This is a genomic window from Lentzea sp. NPDC054927 (assembly GCF_053610285.1).
Genome location: NZ_JBSGXZ010000007.1, coordinates 219,652 through 235,292 on the forward strand (window position 1 = coordinate 219,652; position 15,641 = coordinate 235,292).

A 15,641-nucleotide genomic window follows, 5' to 3' on the forward strand; every position below is an offset into this window, starting at 1 on the left:
CGTCGTAGAAATCTCGTAAGGTGGGTACCCGCACCGTTGGGTGATCTGAACCCGAAGGTGTGATCAGCCGTTGAACAGAGAGCAAGTGACCGCACAGCGGGGAGCAACTGTGACCGACGATGGCCGATTGGTCGCTGGTCGCTACCGATTGAGCCAGCGGATCGGCAGCGGCGCCATGGGCGTCGTCTGGACGGCACACGACGAACGCCTGCACCGCACCGTCGCGGTCAAGCAACTGCTCCTGCAGCCCGGACTCGCCGAAGCCGACACGGACGAGGCGAAGCGACGGGCGATGCGCGAGGGCCGGATCGCCGCGCGCCTCCAGCACCCGCACGCCGTGGCCGTCTACGACGTGGCCGAGGACGACAGCCAGCCGTGGCTGATCATGGAGTACCTGCCGTCCAAGAGCCTTTCGGCGGTGCTGTCCGAACGCGGCACGCTCCCGCCGCGCGACGTGGCGTCGATCGGCATGCAGGTCGCCTCCGCGCTGGCCGCCGCGCACAACGCCGGCATCGTGCACCGCGACATCAAGCCCGGCAACGTGCTGCTCGGCGACGACGGCACGGTCAAGATCACCGACTTCGGCATCTCCCGCGCGACCGGTGACGTCACGGTCACCGCGACGGGCATGCTCGCCGGCACCCCTGCCTACCTCGCACCCGAGGTCGCCAAGGGCTACGACCCCGGCTCGCCGTCGGACGTGTTCTCCCTGGGCTCCACGCTCTACGCCGCGATCGAGGGCGAACCGCCGTTCGGTCTGAGCGAGAACACCATCGCGCTGCTGCACAAGGTCGCGTCCGGCAAGGTCAACCCGCCGCGCAACGCCGGCCCGCTGACCGCCCTGCTGATGCGTCTGCTGCGCGCGGAGCCGGAAGACCGCCCGACCATGGCCGAGGCCCGCGACGCGCTCGCCGCGGTCGCGAACGGCCAGGCCGCACCCGCCTTCACCCCCGCAGTGGTCGCCCCGACGCACCCGCCGTCGTGGCGCGGCGCGCCGATCCAGCAGCCGCAGCAGCAGGCCGCCACCAGAGCCCTGCCGCCCCAGCAGGCACCGCTGCCCAACGCGACGCGCGTGGACCTGCACACCCCGCCGCGCGCCGTGGCCTCGCAGCAGCACCAGCCGCCGTCGAACCACCGCCCGGCCGCAGCGCCGCAGTACTCGCAGCGCCCGAAGCAGGCCTCGATGGCGTCGTCGGCCTCCTCGAAGAACAAGAAGTCGACCATCTACACCGCGCTCGCCATCGTGGCGGCGGCGGTGATCGGCATCATGTTCGCGAGCATGATCTCGGACAAGAGCGGCGACGGCGGCAACAACAACGCGGGCGCCAACACCTCGACCCAGCAGACCCAGGACGGCGGCCAGACCAAAGCGTCGACGCCGGCCAAATCCGCGGGCAGAGCCGGTCAGTGGACGAGCCAGCCCACTCCCGACGACATGCGCTCGTTCCTGAACGAGTACTTCGCCATGGCTCCGAGTTCGCCAGAAGAGGCCTGGAAGATGGGCAACGCGAACTTCCAGGGCAGCTACCCCGGCGGTTACAGCGGCTTCCAGAACTTCTGGTCGGGGATGAAGGAAGCCAAGGTCATCGAGGCGGGCGAAAAAGAAGGCTTCTACTGGGAAGTCACCGTGGAGTACACGAAGAAGGGCGGCGGCAAGACCACGGAACGGCGCGGTATCTCGTTCCAGTGGGCCAGCCCGAACTTCCTGCTGCACAGCGACAAGTCGCTCGGCCAGGCCTAAAGCGCAAGTAAGCGCTGGTCAGGAGGCCCGCGCGGCCTTCTCCAGTGCTTCGGCCAACGCCACCACGGCAGGATTCCACGCGGCATCTTCGCGATAAACGACGTGAATGTGCCGAACCGGCTCGGGATTGCGCACCTTGCGCAGAACAACCCCCGGATGCGCATATCCCAGCCCGAGCCGCGGAATGATGGTGACGCCCAGTCCGGCGGCCACGAATCCCTGCGCGGTCGCGTAGTCGTCGCTTTCCACGGCGACCTTCGGCGAGAATCCCGCGCCGGCGCACGCGTTCGACACGAGGTCCTTGCACGGCCCGGTGGCGCCGCAGTCCGCGAGAATCCACGGCTCGTCGGCCAGTTCGCCGAGGTCGATGACGCGCTTGCGGGACAACGCGTGGCCGCGCGGCAGGACGGCGAAGAACGGGTCGGCGAGCAGGTGACGCGCGATCATGCCTTCCGGCGCGGGCTCGTCCGGCTCCAGCACGGTGATCGCGACGTCGGCGCGGCCCGCGGCCAGTTCCTCGAACGGGTCGGTGGGCTCGGTCAGCTTCAGGTCCAGTTCGACGCCGGCTCGTTCGGCGCGGAACTGGGCCACGGCGGGCGGCACGAGGGCGGCTCCGGCCGTGGCGAAGTAGCGGACGCGCAGCCTGCCGGCGCAGCCGTTGCGCAACGCGGTGAGGGCGCTCTCGGCCTCGGCCAGTTGCTCGGCGAGGCGGCCGGCGTGTTCAGTGAGGAGACGACCGGCCGCGGTGGGCCGGATGCCCCTGCCGACGCGCTCCAGCAGTGGCAGGCCCGCCTGCTTTTCCAGGCCGGCGACCTGCTGCGAGATCGCGGACGGGGTGTAGCCGAGGTTCGTCGCCGCCGCGGTGATGGAACCCGTGGTCACGACCGCTCTGAGCACCTGCATGCGCCGCACGTCCAGCATCACACAACCTTACAGCAGAGCTTAAAGGTTATGCACAACAATTAAATTGTATTTACGGGTCCGAGGACTCATCGTTGATGTGTGAACCAACGCGGAACGTTGATCAGGATGGGCGTGCTCGCCCTGCTGTGGGGATCCAGCTTCCTGTGGATGAAGCTCGCGCTCGGGAGCCTCGCTCCCCTGCAGATCTCGCTCGTGCGGACGTTCTTCGGCGCGGCCGTGCTGTTCGTCGTGCTCGCCATGGCGAAGATGACGCTGCCCCGTGAGCGCAAGGTCTGGGGCCACATGCTGTTCGTCGCGCTGTTCGGCAGCGCCATCCCGTTCACGCTCTTCGCGTTCGGCGGCCAGACCGTCGACTCCGGTGTCTCCGGAGTGCTCAACTCCACGACGCCGCTCTTCGCCCTGACCATCGGGCTGGTGCTGGGCACCGAGAAGTTCAGCAACGTGGTCCGCATGCTCGGCCTCGGGCTCGGCTTCGCGGGCGTGCTGCTCATCTTCGCGCCGTGGCAGCAGGCCGACAGCATCGCCAGCTGGGGCGCGGTGCTCTGCCTCATCGGCGCCGCGAGCTACGCCATCGGCTACACCTACGCCGGCCGCTACCTGGTCAACACCGGCGCCACCTCGACGCAGCTCGCCGCCATGCAGCTGACCACGGCCATGGGCCTGCTCGTGCTCGCCGTGCCGTTCGGCGGCCTGGAGCCGGTGCACCTGCACTGGGTCGGCGTGGTCGCCGTGATGATCCTGGGCGTCTTCGGCACCGGCGTGGCGTTCATCCTCAACTACCGCGTCATCGCGGACGAGGGCGCCACCACGGCGACTACGGTCGGTTACCTTCTGCCGGTCGTCTCGGTACTCCTTGGAGCGATCTTCCTCGGAGAGCAACTCAACGCAAGGGTCGTCGCCGGCATGCTGGTGGTGCTTCTGGGCGTCGCACTGACTCGGAAGTCACCGGTCGCGGCTGGTCAGCCCGTCTCACCAAACGAGACACGCGACCTGGTCAAACGCTGAACGGTGAGACGCACGTCTCCCCCAATAGGATGGTTCCGAGACGAATCGCGTCCTTAACGAGCTGGTTGGCCGTCTCCTCTTTGTGAGCGGACATGGAGACCAGCCTGGGAAGGACATCGACATGAACAACGACAACCTGAAGGTCACCACCCGGACGACTTTTCAACTCCTCGCCCCCGGTGCCGCACCCGCGCCGGTCGAGGCGGAACTCGTCTACGACCCGGAAGACCCCTACGCCGTCGCCGTCGTGTTCCACACGGGCACCGGCCGCGTCGAGTGGATGTTCGCCCGCGACCTGCTGGCCGACGGTCTGCTGACGCCGTCCGGCGAGGGCGACATCCTGGTCCGTCCCGCGTCCGACGACCCTGAGCGCGTCCTGGTCGAGCTGAACGCGCCGACCGGGTTCGCCATCCTCAGTGCCGTCGCCGAGGACGTGGCGGCGTTCCTGGACAGCTCCTACGACGTCGTGCAGCCGGGCGAGGAGGACCTGTGGATCGACTTCGACCGTGAGCTGCAGAAGCTCGTCTCGACGATCGACTAGTCCCGCGGTGCCCGAGGTGGTCTGACGGGCGCGGGGCGAGGGTGCCGGACTTGCGGCAGCTCGTCACCGGAAGCCACCGAGGTGTTCGGCGCTGTGGGCAGCGGCGGCGAACTGGAGCACCACGAACTTCGAGCAGGACACGGGTCCCCACCGGAGAGTTCGATCCACCACCGGCGACCGGGCGAACGCGGATCGTCAGCGATCTGCACCACCCTGTGAGCGGGAACCGCACGAGCCGATGGCGAGGATTGATTAGTCTCGTGGGCGTGACAACCACCATCGGGGGCCGCTACACGCTGCTCGAGCGCATCGGCAGCGGTGCGATGGGGGTCGTCTGGCGGGCACGGGACGAGGTGCTGGCACGCGAGGTCGCGGCCAAGCAGCTCCTCACCGGGGACCATCCGCGGGCGATGCGGGAGGCGCGGAACGCCGCGAGGCTGCATCACCCGCACGCGATCGCGGTGTTCGACGTCATCAGTGACGACGAGGTGCCGTGGATCGTCATGGAGTACCTGCCGTCGCTCAGCCTCTCGGCGCTGATCGCCGAGCGCGGGCCGCTCAAGCCGGCCCAGGCCGCGAGCATCGGCGCCAAGGTCGCCTCGGCGCTGGCCGCCGCGCACGCCGCGGGCATGGCGCACCGCGACATCAAGCCCGGCAACGTCCTGATCGGCCACGACGGCACGGTCAAGATCACCGACTTCGGCATCTCCAAGGCCACCGGCGACGGCACGATGACCGACACCGGCATGATCTCGGGCACCCCCGCCTACCTCGCACCCGAGGTGGCGCGCGGCGAGCAGCCCGACTCCGCCTCCGACGTCTTCTCCCTCGGCGCGACGCTGTACACGGCGATCGAGGGGGAGTCCGTCTTCGGGCCGAGCGACAACAGCTTCGGGCTCATCTACCGGGCCGCGAGCGGGCAGCTGCGCGACCCGAAGAACGCGGGCGAGCTCACGCCGCTGCTCACGCGTCTGCTCGCGATCGACCCCAAGGACCGGCCGACCGCGCAGGAGGCTGCCGACGAGCTGGCCGCTGAACCGCAGCCCTCCCAGCCGTTGCCCATCCCCGTGCCCAAGCAGCGCAGGCTGAAGCCGCCGAACCGCCGGATCCTGGTGATCCTCTCCGTCATCGCCGTGCTGGCGGTCGGGGGTGGCGCGGCCGCCGCGTACTGGAACGGCACGCAGGGCAATGGCGGCCCGACCAACCAGGGCAGTTTCGACACCGGTGCGAGCGTCCGCTACTTCGAGCCTCGCGAAGCCATCAACTTCGTCGAGGCGTACTACGCACTGCTGCCACGCGAGCCCCAAAAGGCGTGGCAGCACCTGTGGGACCGGCAGCGGGAGCCGGAGGCGGACTTCGTGAACCGGTGGAACGGTTACCTGAAGGTCAATTGCACCCTCTCGAGCATCCCAGTCCGCTCGAACGGCCCCAACTGGGTCGTCACCGTGGACCTCGTCGTGCTCAACGAACGGAACGAGCACCGGCCCCTGACCGTCGAGGTCTCGGTCGCCGCGGTCAACAACGAGATGAAGATCGCCAACATCACAGAAATTGGCTGAGCAGCCAGAAGCTGCCGCCGCCCACGATCACGCCCATCGCCGTGCCGCCGAGCACCTGCCCGGTCGTGTGATCACCCAGCTCGACCCGCGACCACGTCACCAGGGCCGCGGGCAGCGCGAGAAGCAGCCACCACGGCCCGAAGACGATTGTCAGCGTCACCACGGCGGCCCACGCGACCCCGGCGTGCAGCGAGATCTTCCACTTGAGCCCGAACGTGATCGCCATGCTGACGATCAGCGAGGCGAACATGCTGCCCGCCAGCGCGAGCATGTTCAGCGGCGCGTCGCCCAGCACCATGATCACCGTGCCGGCCGCCAGCGACGCACCTGCCGTGACCAGCGGGACGAGCCTGCCCTCGCGGTTCGTGACGTGGTGGCCGTCCCACTTGCCCCTGCGGGCGCCCCGCACGATGACGGCCATCGGGATGACGGACGCCGTCACGGCGACCACGAACCCCCACAGCAGCGTCTTCCAAAGATTCTCCGTCGCCGCGGCCACTGCGAACGGCAGCAAGATCACCCAGACCCACGGAGCCAGCACTTCGGTGGCGCCGCGGGCGACCTTTTTGATCAAATCCCCCAGGAACCCTTCAGACCAGTCTGCGATCAGTGGCCCAGCGGGAGAGCTCATACCGGTTGGAGAGCTGGGTCTTCCGCAGGACGCTGGACACGTGCGTCTCGACCGTTTTCACGCTGATGAACAGCTCGGACGCGATCTCCTTGTAAGCGTAACCGCGGGCCAGCAGCCTCAGGACGTCACGTTCGCGCGGCGTCAGCAGGTCGAGCTCGGGGTCGCTGATCGGCGCGGCACCCGGCCGGTCCGCGAACGCGTCCAGCACGAACCCGGCCAGCCGCGGCGAGAACACCGCGTCGCCCTCGCTCACCCGCACGACGGCCTTGACCAGCTCCTGGCTGGAGATCGTCTTGGTGACGTAACCGCGAGCACCGGCGCGGATGACGTTGATGACGTCCTCCGCCGCGTCCGAGACGGACAACGCGAGGAACGTGACCTCGGGGATCTTGGTGCGGATCTGCCGCAGCACCTCGGCGCCGCCACCGTCGGGCATGTGCACGTCGAGCAGCACGACGTCCGGCTTGTGGTGGTTGATCCCCGCCACCGCCTCGCCGACGCTGCCCGCCTCGCCGACCACCTCGACGGCGTCGGTGATGGTGTCGAGCTCTGCCCGCACTCCAGCGCGGAACAACGCGTGGTCGTCCACCAGGAACACCCTGACGCTCATGTCCTGGCCTCCGTCTTCCTCGGCATCTCGAGCTGCACCTCGGTCCCCTCTCCCGGAGCCGTGCGCAGTCGCACCTCCCCGCCGTGCCGGTCCATCCTCCCCCGGATGCTGCCCGCAAGGCCATGCCGGTCGTCCGGCACCGCGTCCGGGTCGAAACCCTTGCCCCGATCGCGGACGAACACGGTCACCTTGTCGGGCTCGATCTCGGCGTAGACGCTGACCTCACCGACACCGGCGTGCTTGGCCGCGTTGACCATCGCCTCCTTCGAAGCCTGGATCAACGCGAACATGCCGTCCTCCAGATCGCAGTCGCCGACCACGACCTGGGACACGGCGATCGCGAACCCGTCCTCCACCTCCGCGCAGGTCTGCGCGATGGCGATGCTCATGGTCGTCGGCTGCTCGCCCACCTCACGGCCGTAGAGCCAGCCGCGCAGTTCACGTTCCTGGCTGCGGGCCAGTCGCTTCACCTCGCGCGGCGACTCGGACTGCTTCTGGATGAGCGCAAGCGTTTGCAGCACGGAGTCGTGCAGGTGGGCGGCGATCTCGGCACGTTCCTCAGTGCGGATGCGCGCACGCCGTTCCGTGTCCAGGTCACGCACCAGCCGCATCCACAGCGGCACGGTCAGGACCGCGACACCGATCAGGGTGGCCAGCACGGAGAGGACGACGGTCGAGAGGTTCTTCACCGAGTCGTTGACGACGAGGAACGCGGCGACACCCGCCACGACCAGCGCGCCTCCCGCCACCGTTCGCACGATCCCCGTCTTCCCCTGCGCGAACGCCCCGTCCTTCCAGCGCCGTCGCTGTGCCTCGTCGGCCTCGCGCCACACGACCGCGGCGCCCACGAGTGCCACGGCGATCGGGCCGGTGATCCAGCCGCTCCAGGTGCCGCCGATCAGGCCGGTGAAGACCGCGACGCCGATGCCCAGCGCGGCCATCCCGACGGCCTGCTGCCACTCCTTGCGGTCCTTCTCGGTCTCCGGTTCCGCCACGGTCGACTGCGGCACGAACATCCACAGCAACGCGTAGGCGATGATCCCGACCCCGCTCAGGGCGGCGAACACGGCGAAAACCGCGCGCACCCAGAAGACGGGGGCACCGAGGTGGTCCGCCAGTCCGCTCGCGACGCCCGCGACCACCCGGCCGGTGCGTCGACGGCGCATCGGCTCAATGCGTGCACTCACCATCCGATCGTCACACGTCCTCTCCGGTTGTTCATCAGGGATGACCCCGGTTCCGTGAATCAGGGCTGGTCCCTGATGTGGTTCCAGGCGTGACAGCGCAACCTTGTCATCGTGAGCGGGACTGAGAAGACATTGCAGGGCGTGGCGGACACGCTCAGAGAGTTCTGGGCCCACCGTCCGGTGCGGCCTCGTGCAGGGCGCAAGCTCGGCGGCGTCGCCACCGGGATCGCCATGCGCTTCCAGATCGATCCGGTGATCGTGCGGATCGCGTTCGTGGCCCTCGCGCTGTCGGGCGGCGTCGGAGTGCCGCTCTACCTGGCCGGCTGGCTGCTGCTGCCGGAGGAGGGGGACGAGGTCGCTCCGCTGGAGTCGCTGCTCAGCAAGGGCCACAGCTCCATGAACCAGGGGCAGACCGTGCTGCTGGGGTTCCTGATGTTCCCCGCGCTGGCCTTCACGTTCGGCAGCGGCGGGTTCCAGGTCGTCGTGACGCTGGCCGCGGCGCTCGCGTGCATCTACCTGCTGCAGAAGAACCGTGGGCACCTGCAGCCGGCCGCGACGCTCCCCGAGACGCCGCTGACGCCACCGGTGCCGGGGGCACCGGCCTGGGACCCGCTCGGGGCCGCCCCGTTCGCGTGGGACCTGCCGGAGCCGACGCCGAGGCCGCAGCCACCGGCACCCCGGCCGCGCAGGCCTCGCGTGGGTCTGATGACGCTGGGCGTGGCGACGATGGTGGTCGCCGGGTCCGCGATCGCCGGGATCTGGGCGCCGTGGTTCACGATTCCGCACGTCATCGGCCTGCTGGTCGCGGTGCTGGCGGCGGGTCTGCTGCTCGGGTCGTTCGCTGGAGGCGGGCGCGGCCTGATCTGGCTGCTGGTCCCGCTGTCCGTGGTCGGTTTCGGCATGACGACGATCAGCTTCGACGGCCCCAACGACTTCGGTGACCTCAAAGCAACGCCGAAGGCCGTTGCCGAGGTCAAGGACAGGTACGAGATCAGCGTCGGCAGCGTGATGCTCGACCTGCGGGAGCTGCCGGACTCCGGTTCGGTGAAGACCACGCTGGAGGCGGAGCTCGGCGAACTGGTCGTGCACGTGCCGAAGAACGCCGACGTGACGTTCAAGTGCGAGGCCTCGTCCATCGGCGAGCTCAACTGCCTCGACCGGAGGGCGGAGGGCAGCTCGGTGCAGGTCGAGGGCACGGACCTCGGCGACAACGGCGAGGGTGGCTTGAAGATCGAGCTGGACGTTCAGTCGAACGTCGGAGAGGTCAAGGTGCTCCGTGGCTGAACACGAACCGTCGGTCCGCAGGGGGATCGACGTGATCGGGATGGTCTTCGGGATCGGCGGCCTGCTGATGGCGGCCTACATCCTGAGCAACGGCCTCTTCTGGTTCGACTTCCGGTGGGCGCTCGGGGGAACGGCGATCCTGGTGGGTGTGGTCCTGCTGACCAACTCGCTGCGCCGGCGAGGGCGCTCCGAATAGTGAAAGGCCCCGGTCAGCTGACCGGGGCCTTTCGCTTTGGCGTCTCTACTCCCACTCGATGGTGCCCGGCGGCTTGGACGTCACGTCCAGCACCACGCGGTTGACCTCGGCCACCTCGTTCGTGATCCGGGTCGAGATCCGCTCCAGCACCTCGTACGGCAGGCGGGTCCAGTCCGCGGTCATGGCGTCCTCTGACGACACCGGGCGCAGCACGATCGGGTGCCCGTAGGTCCGGCCGTCACCCTGCACGCCGACGCTGCGGACGTCCGCCAGCAGCACGACCGGGCACTGCCAGATCGTGCGGTCCAGCCCCGCCGCGGTCAGCTCCTCGCGGGCGATGGCATCGGCCTGGCGCAGCGTGTCGAGCCGTTCCTGGTCGACCGCGCCGATGATCCGGATGCCGAGGCCGGGGCCGGGGAACGGCTGGCGCTGCACGATCGTCTCCGGCAGGCCCAGCTCGGTGCCGACCCGGCGCACCTCGTCCTTGAACAGCGCGCGCAACGGCTCGACCAGCTCGAACTGCAGGTCGTCCGGCAGGCCGCCGACGTTGTGGTGCGACTTGATGTTCGCGGTGCCCGAGCCGCCGCCGGACTCGACGACGTCCGGGTAGAGCGTGCCCTGCACCAGGAAGCGGTAGTCGCCCTCGGCCTTGAGGTCGCGCTCCGCCTGCTCGAACACGCGGATGAACTCGCGGCCGATGATCTTGCGCTTCTCCTCCGGGTCCGTGACACCGGCGAGAGCGTTGAGGAACCGCTCGCGGGCGTCGACGGTCACCAGGTTGATGCCCGTGGCGGCCACGTAGTCGCGCTCGACCTGGGCGCGCTCGCCGGCGCGCAGCAGGCCGTGGTCGACGAAGACGCAGGTGAGACGGTCACCGATGGCCCTCTGGACCAGCGCGGCGGCCACGGCGGAGTCGACGCCGCCGGACAGGCCGCAGATCGCCTTGCCGTCACCGATCTGCTCGCGGATCCGGGTGACCTGCTCGTCCACGATGGACGACGTCGTCCACTGCGGACGGATGCCCGCGATGTCGTGCAGGAACCGGCGCAGCACCTCCTGGCCGTGCGGCGAGTGGTGCACCTCGGGGTGGTACTGCACGCCGGCGAAACGACGTTCGGTGTCCTCGAACGCGGCGACCGGGGCGCCCTCGCTGGTCGCGGTGACGGTGAAGCCCTCGGGCGCCTTCGTGACGGCGTCGCCGTGGCTCATCCACACCGGGTGGCTCGCGGGCAGCTCCTGGTGCAGCGCGCCACCCTCGACCGGCACGCTCAGGTCCGTGCGGCCGTACTCGCGGGTGCCGGTCTGTTCAACTGCGCCGCCAAGTGCGCGCGCCATCGCCTGGAAGCCGTAGCAGATGCCGAAGACCGGGACGCCGGTCTCGAACAGCTTCGGGTCGACCTGCGGCGCGTTCTCCGCGTAGACGCTCGACGGGCCACCGGACAGAACGATGGCCAGCGGGTTCTTGTCGAGGATCTCGCTCACCGTCGCGGTGTGCGGGACCACCTCGGAGTAGACCTGGGCCTCACGCACGCGGCGGGCGATCAGCTGCGCGTACTGGGCGCCGAAGTCGACGACGAGAACAGGGCGGTTGCTGGTGTCGGACACGCCACCAAGGATCTCATGCGTGGACGGTGAACTGCTGACCGGTGGCGGGCTGAACCAGGTGTTCAGGGTGGGTGACGCGGTCCGGCGACCGGCGGGGCCGTGGGCGCCGCGGGTGCACGATTTGCTGCGGCACTTGGCACCACTGGGGATCGCGCCGGTCCCGCTCGGGCTGGACGAGGAGCACGAGCTGCTCAGCTACCTGCCCGGTGACGTTGGCCACGTGTTCCCGTCCGACGACGCGTCGCTGGTCGAGTCGGCGTTGATGCTGCGGAAGCTGCACGACGCGACGCTCGATCTGGTGGGCGTGCGGGACGGGTGGCAGCACGCCGCCAGGGAACCGGTCGAGGTGGTGTTGCACGGCGACTTCGCGCCGTACAACACGGTCTACCGCGACGGCTTGCCGGTGGGCGTGTTCGACTTCGACTCCGCTCATCCGGGTCCGCGCTGGTGGGACGTCAGCTGGGCTCTCATCCAGTTCGTGCTGGGACTGCCGGATGAGCGCGAACGCCGTGCTCGGCTGTTCTGCGAGGCCTACGGGTGTGCGTACAACGCCGAGCACGTGTTGATCCGGCTGGAGGACATGATCCGCACGATTCGCGAGCATCCGGCGTTCGTGCGCCAACGCGCGGAGCATCACGACGACTACTACCTGGGACTCATCGAGTACGTGCAGGCCAATAGGGCTTAACGTGATCCTATGGACGCGTTCACACCGCTACCCAGGCCGTGCTGGGTCGCCGGCCGCCCCGAGCAGGGCGAGCAGGCGTTAGAGGTCCTCCACCCGTTCGACGGCACCGAGGTCGCCTCGGTCGCCGTGCCGGGCAGAGATCAGGTGGAACGTGCGGTGGCCGCGGCCGCGTCGGTGGCCAAGGAGTTCCGGCGAACACCCGCGCACGTGCGTGCCGAGGCGTTGCTGCAGGTGTCGCGGACGCTGGCCGAACGCGCGGAGGAGATCGCCGAGACGATCACCGCTGAAAACGGCAAACCGCTCAAGTGGGCAGAGATCGAGGTTTCCCGCGCGGTCAACACCTTCCGGTTCGCCGCCGAGGAGGCCCGCCGGTTCACCGGTGGCCTGCAGCGGCTCGACACCGAGGCCGGTGGCGTGGGGCGGATGGCGATCGTCCGGCACGTCCCGCGCGGCCCGGTGCTGGCCGTGGCGCCGTTCAACTTCCCGCTGAACCTGGTGGCGCACAAGGTCGCCCCGGCGCTCGCGGTGGGTGCGCCGGTGATCGTGAAGCCCGCTTCCGCCACGCCGCTTTCCGCGTTGCTGCTGGGCGAGGTCCTGGCCGAGACCGACCTGCCGGAGGGCGTGTTCTCGATCCTTCCCGTGCGCGGCAAGGACATGGACGCGCTGGTTCGCGACGAGCGGCTGCCGGTCATCTCGTTCACCGGCTCGACGAAGGTCGGCTGGTCGCTGATGGAAGCCGCGCCGCGCAAGCACGTCGTGATGGAGCTGGGTTCCAACGCGGCCGCGATCATCTGTCCCGATTGGACGGACCTCGACCACGCGGCGCAGCGCATCGCGACGTTCGGCAACTACCAGGCCGGGCAGTCGTGCATCGCGGTGCAGCGGGTGATCGTGGACCGCTCGGTCGCCGACGAGTTCGTGCCGAAGCTGGTCGACGCCGTCGGTGCGTTGAAGACCGGCGACCCGCACGACCCCGAGGTCGAGGTCGGGCCGTTGATCGACGAGGACAACGCCCGGCGCGTCGAGGAGTGGGTCCAGATGGCCGCCGACGCGGGCGCGCGGGTGCTGCTCGGCGGCAAGCGGACCGGGACGACGGTCGAGCCGACCGTCGTGGCCGACGTGCCGTCCGACGCCAAGCTGTGGACCGAGGAGATCTTCGGGCCGGTGCTCGTGGTGTCCGTCGCGGACGGCGTGCAGGACGCGTTCGCGCAGGCCAACGACACCAAGTACGGACTGCAGGCCGGGGTGTTCACGCGGGACGTGCAGGTGGCGTTCGAGGCAGCCGCCGAGCTCGAGGTCGGCGGCGTGATCATCGGTGACGTGCCGTCGTACCGCGCGGACCAGATGCCTTACGGCGGCGTGAAGGGGTCGGGCACCGGGCGTGAGGGTGTCCGGTCGGCGATGGAGGACTTCACCGAGGAACGCGTGACCGTGCTGACGGGGATTCAGCTGTAACCGAGCGCCCGGCGTCTCACAGCGGGATCGTCGTCGCCGGCGACATGGCCGTCCGGTCTGATCACGCGCCCGTCCGCGACCGTGAACCCCGGTCCGGCGGCGCGTGATCCCGCGATCAGCTCGCCGCCGTCGGTGGTCAGTGGCGAGTCGGTGTAGGCGAACGGCGTGAAGAGCTTGCCCGAGTCGATGCCCACGCCGGATTCGAGTGCTTTCTGCCGTGCGTTGCGCTCTTCTTCGTTACCGGGCACGAGGAAACGCATGGTGTCGCCGGTGATGCGGAGGTTCTCGTCGGCTGCGGCACCGCGTTCGACGTCGTAGGAGGCCAGCAGATGCGGGCCTGCCTCGCCTTTGCGGTCCGCGGCGATCTTCCAGGCCGCGTTGTCGGCGTCGCAGATGCCGGAGTTCAGGCCGCGGGCGCCGAACGGGCTCATGACGTGTGCCGCGTCGCCGGCCAGCAGAATCCGGCCTTGGCGCAGGGTTTTCGCGCGGCGCTGGTGGAAGCGGTAGGTGGACTGCCAGACGACCTCGTAGGGCTTGTCGCCGACGATCGCGCGGATGTGGTCGTCGGTGAGCTGGACGTCTTCGGCGACCTGCCAGTCGATTCGCCAGACACCCTTCGGTTGCGGGTGCAGGAGAACCTGACGGCCAGGGTTCCACGGCGGATCGAAGTAGAAGCGGCGTTCAGGCGTCTCGAAGTCCAGGTCGACGCGGACGTCGGCGATGATGAACCTGTCGTCGAACGAGAAGCCCTCGAACGGGATGTCCAGGAGCTGCCTGACCGTCGAGTGCACGCCGTCAGCGGCGATGCAGTGGGTGGCCCGAATTCCATCCTTTGTGGACACTCCTTCGTCGTCCTGGGTCAGCGTGGTGAGCGCGTGGCCGTAGCGGAGTTCGATCAACGGCTCGGCGCGGACGCGTTGTTCCAGCAGCTGTTCCACGACGGTCTGCGGGGTGTTCACGAACGGCGGGAAACCCTTGGCCTCGAGGAAGGTCAGGGTCAGCACCTCGCGGTCGCGGTGATAGGTGCGGCCGGTGTACCAGGTGACGCCGGCGTCGGCGACGGCCTGCCCGACGCCGACGCGTTCCAGGATCTCCAGCACGTCCCGCTGGACGCAGATCGAGCGGCTGCCCGCCGTCGCACGCTGTTCCTGGGCTTCCAGGACGATGCTCGGCACGCCGGCTCTCGCGAGGAACAGCGCGGCGGCGAGCCCGACCGGTCCCGCACCGACGACGAGCACCGGGCTCATTGCAGGGCGTCCCAGACGGCGCGGTCGCGTTCGGCGGTCCAGATCTCCGGCCAGTCCTTGCCGTCACACTCGTCCCAGTAGCGCTTCACGTCGAACGGCAGGCAGTGCTCGAAGATCGGCCAACGCCCGTAGCGGCCCTCGAGGGTCTTGTGCGCCAGCTCGAAGGCCTGCTTGAGCGTGCCGCCCTCACCGTGCACGCCACCGACGGTGCGGCGCAGTTCGTTGAGGAAGTGCCTGCTCTGGTTGATGGCCGCCTCGACCTCGTACCGGTCGCGGGCGACTTTGCCGCGCCCGCCGACGAGAACCTCGGCACCCAGGTCCTCGACTTCGTCCAAAGTGGACGTCGCCCACTCGTCGTGGAACGCGTCACCGGTGTAGAGCGCGGCCTGCGACTCGACCAGGTCACCGGCGAAGAGGATGCGCTGCTGCGGCAGCCACGCCACGATGTCGCCGGCCGTGTGCCCGCGCCCGAGGTGCTGGAGGACGAGGTCGCCGCGTTCGTCGCCGAGCGGGATCGTCATGCGGTCGGAGAACGTGAGCGTCGGCCAGGTCAGCCCCGGGATCTCCTCGGGTTGCTCGAAGAGCCGCGGCATGCGGCCGTACTCGCTCTCCCAGTCCTGCTGCCCGCGTTCGGCGATCAGCACGCGCGTCATCTCGTGCGCGACGATCTCCTGGGCGTCGAACGCGCTGGCGCCGAGCGTCCGCACGGCGTGGTAGTGGCTGAGCACGAGGTACCGGACGGGCTTCTTGGTGTGTTTGCGCAGCTCCGCGAGCCATCGACGCGCCGCCGCGGGTGTGGCGCGCGCTTCGAAGCAGATCAGGAAGTCCTCGGCCTCGATGGCCGCGACGTTGGGGTCGCCTTCGGCGGTCAGGGTGTAGACGCCCTCGGCGAGCTCGACGAAGACCTCGTCCTTGGGCCCGAGGTCGGCGCTGGAGGCAAAAGGCTTTTTGGCCATGCCTACACCGTG

General features: G+C 69.1%; 15 protein-coding genes. 8 read left to right on the plus strand and 7 right to left on the minus strand.

Features of this window, described 5'->3' with window-relative positions:
- Positions 1–109: 109 nt before the first annotated feature.
- Positions 110–1,741 carry a serine/threonine-protein kinase gene (locus ACWGE0_RS14320; protein ID WP_452261332.1) on the plus strand — a complete coding sequence of 544 codons (1,632 nt, stop codon included), beginning with the start codon at positions 110–112 and terminating at the stop codon, positions 1,739–1,741.
- Between the two features lie 18 nt (positions 1,742–1,759).
- Here the strand turns inward: ACWGE0_RS14320 and ACWGE0_RS14325 are convergent, their stop codons facing one another.
- Positions 1,760–2,662: a LysR family transcriptional regulator gene (locus ACWGE0_RS14325; protein WP_452261333.1), complete on the minus strand. Its 903-nt coding sequence runs from the start codon at positions 2,660–2,662 to the stop codon at positions 1,760–1,762.
- Positions 2,663–2,743: 81 nt separating this feature from the next.
- Between ACWGE0_RS14325 and ACWGE0_RS14330 the strand changes: the two genes are divergently transcribed.
- The 3 genes from ACWGE0_RS14330 to ACWGE0_RS14340 all read left to right on the plus strand — a co-directional run bounded on the left by ACWGE0_RS14330 (position 2,744) and on the right by ACWGE0_RS14340 (position 5,770).
- Positions 2,744–3,670 carry a DMT family transporter gene (locus ACWGE0_RS14330; RefSeq protein ID WP_452261334.1) on the plus strand — a complete coding sequence of 309 codons (927 nt, stop codon included), beginning with the start codon at positions 2,744–2,746 and terminating at the stop codon, positions 3,668–3,670.
- Between the two features lie 121 nt (positions 3,671–3,791).
- A complete protein-coding gene (locus tag ACWGE0_RS14335; RefSeq protein ID WP_452261335.1) occupies positions 3,792–4,211 on the plus strand; it encodes an SsgA family sporulation/cell division regulator in 420 nt (139 codons plus the stop codon).
- 266 nt (positions 4,212–4,477) lie between these two features.
- Positions 4,478–5,770, plus strand: coding sequence for a serine/threonine-protein kinase (locus ACWGE0_RS14340; RefSeq protein ID WP_452261336.1), 1,293 nt, complete (start codon positions 4,478–4,480; stop codon positions 5,768–5,770).
- Here ACWGE0_RS14340 and ACWGE0_RS14345 read toward each other — a convergent pair.
- The 3 genes from ACWGE0_RS14345 to ACWGE0_RS14355 are packed head-to-tail and all read right to left on the minus strand — an operon-like array spanning position 5,754 to position 8,201.
- Positions 5,754–6,344 (minus strand): hypothetical protein, encoded by a 591-nt coding sequence (locus tag ACWGE0_RS14345; protein ID WP_452261337.1) that lies wholly within the window; start codon positions 6,342–6,344, stop codon positions 5,754–5,756. The two genes, ACWGE0_RS14340 and ACWGE0_RS14345, sit on opposite strands and share 17 nt — an antisense overlap.
- Before the next feature lie 16 nt (positions 6,345–6,360).
- Entirely contained in the window at positions 6,361–7,011 is a 651-nt protein-coding gene (locus tag ACWGE0_RS14350; RefSeq protein WP_319967437.1) for a response regulator transcription factor, read from the minus strand.
- On the minus strand, positions 7,008–8,201 hold the full coding sequence (locus ACWGE0_RS14355) for an ATP-binding protein (protein WP_452261338.1): 1,194 nt from the start codon (positions 8,199–8,201) through the stop codon (positions 7,008–7,010). Before ACWGE0_RS14355 ends, ACWGE0_RS14350 begins: the two co-directional genes overlap by 4 nt.
- A 108-nt stretch (positions 8,202–8,309) precedes the next feature.
- On the opposite strand from ACWGE0_RS14355, the gene ACWGE0_RS14360 reads away from it, so the two are divergent.
- Positions 8,310–9,482, plus strand: a complete 1,173-nt coding sequence (locus ACWGE0_RS14360) for a PspC domain-containing protein (protein WP_452261339.1) — start codon at positions 8,310–8,312, stop codon at positions 9,480–9,482.
- Positions 9,475–9,678, plus strand: a complete 204-nt coding sequence (locus ACWGE0_RS14365) for a hypothetical protein (protein WP_319967434.1) — start codon at positions 9,475–9,477, stop codon at positions 9,676–9,678. Before ACWGE0_RS14360 ends, ACWGE0_RS14365 begins: the two co-directional genes overlap by 8 nt.
- 45 nt (positions 9,679–9,723) lie before the next feature.
- Here ACWGE0_RS14365 and guaA read toward each other — a convergent pair whose 3' ends face one another.
- A complete protein-coding gene (guaA, locus tag ACWGE0_RS14370; RefSeq protein WP_452261340.1) occupies positions 9,724–11,283 on the minus strand; it encodes a glutamine-hydrolyzing GMP synthase in 1,560 nt (519 codons plus the stop codon).
- A gap of 19 nt (positions 11,284–11,302) precedes the next feature.
- Between guaA and ACWGE0_RS14375 the strand changes: the two genes are divergently transcribed.
- Both ACWGE0_RS14375 and ACWGE0_RS14380 read left to right on the plus strand, forming a co-directional pair.
- The gene (locus ACWGE0_RS14375) at positions 11,303–11,971 is read left to right on the plus strand and encodes an aminoglycoside phosphotransferase family protein (RefSeq protein ID WP_452261341.1); all 669 of its coding nucleotides are present in this window, start codon (positions 11,303–11,305) and stop codon (positions 11,969–11,971) included.
- 9 nt (positions 11,972–11,980) lie between these two features.
- Positions 11,981–13,426: an aldehyde dehydrogenase family protein gene (locus tag ACWGE0_RS14380; protein ID WP_452261342.1), complete on the plus strand. Its 1,446-nt coding sequence runs from the start codon at positions 11,981–11,983 to the stop codon at positions 13,424–13,426.
- On the opposite strand, the gene ACWGE0_RS14385 is transcribed toward ACWGE0_RS14380, so the two are convergent.
- A complete protein-coding gene (locus ACWGE0_RS14385; RefSeq protein ID WP_452261343.1) occupies positions 13,417–14,673 on the minus strand; it encodes an FAD-dependent monooxygenase in 1,257 nt (418 codons plus the stop codon). The genes ACWGE0_RS14380 and ACWGE0_RS14385 overlap by 10 nt on opposite strands.
- Positions 14,670–15,629, minus strand: coding sequence for an MBL fold metallo-hydrolase (locus ACWGE0_RS14390; protein ID WP_452261344.1), 960 nt, complete (start codon positions 15,627–15,629; stop codon positions 14,670–14,672). Before ACWGE0_RS14390 ends, ACWGE0_RS14385 begins: the two co-directional genes overlap by 4 nt.
- Between the last annotated feature and the right edge of the window lie 12 nt (positions 15,630–15,641).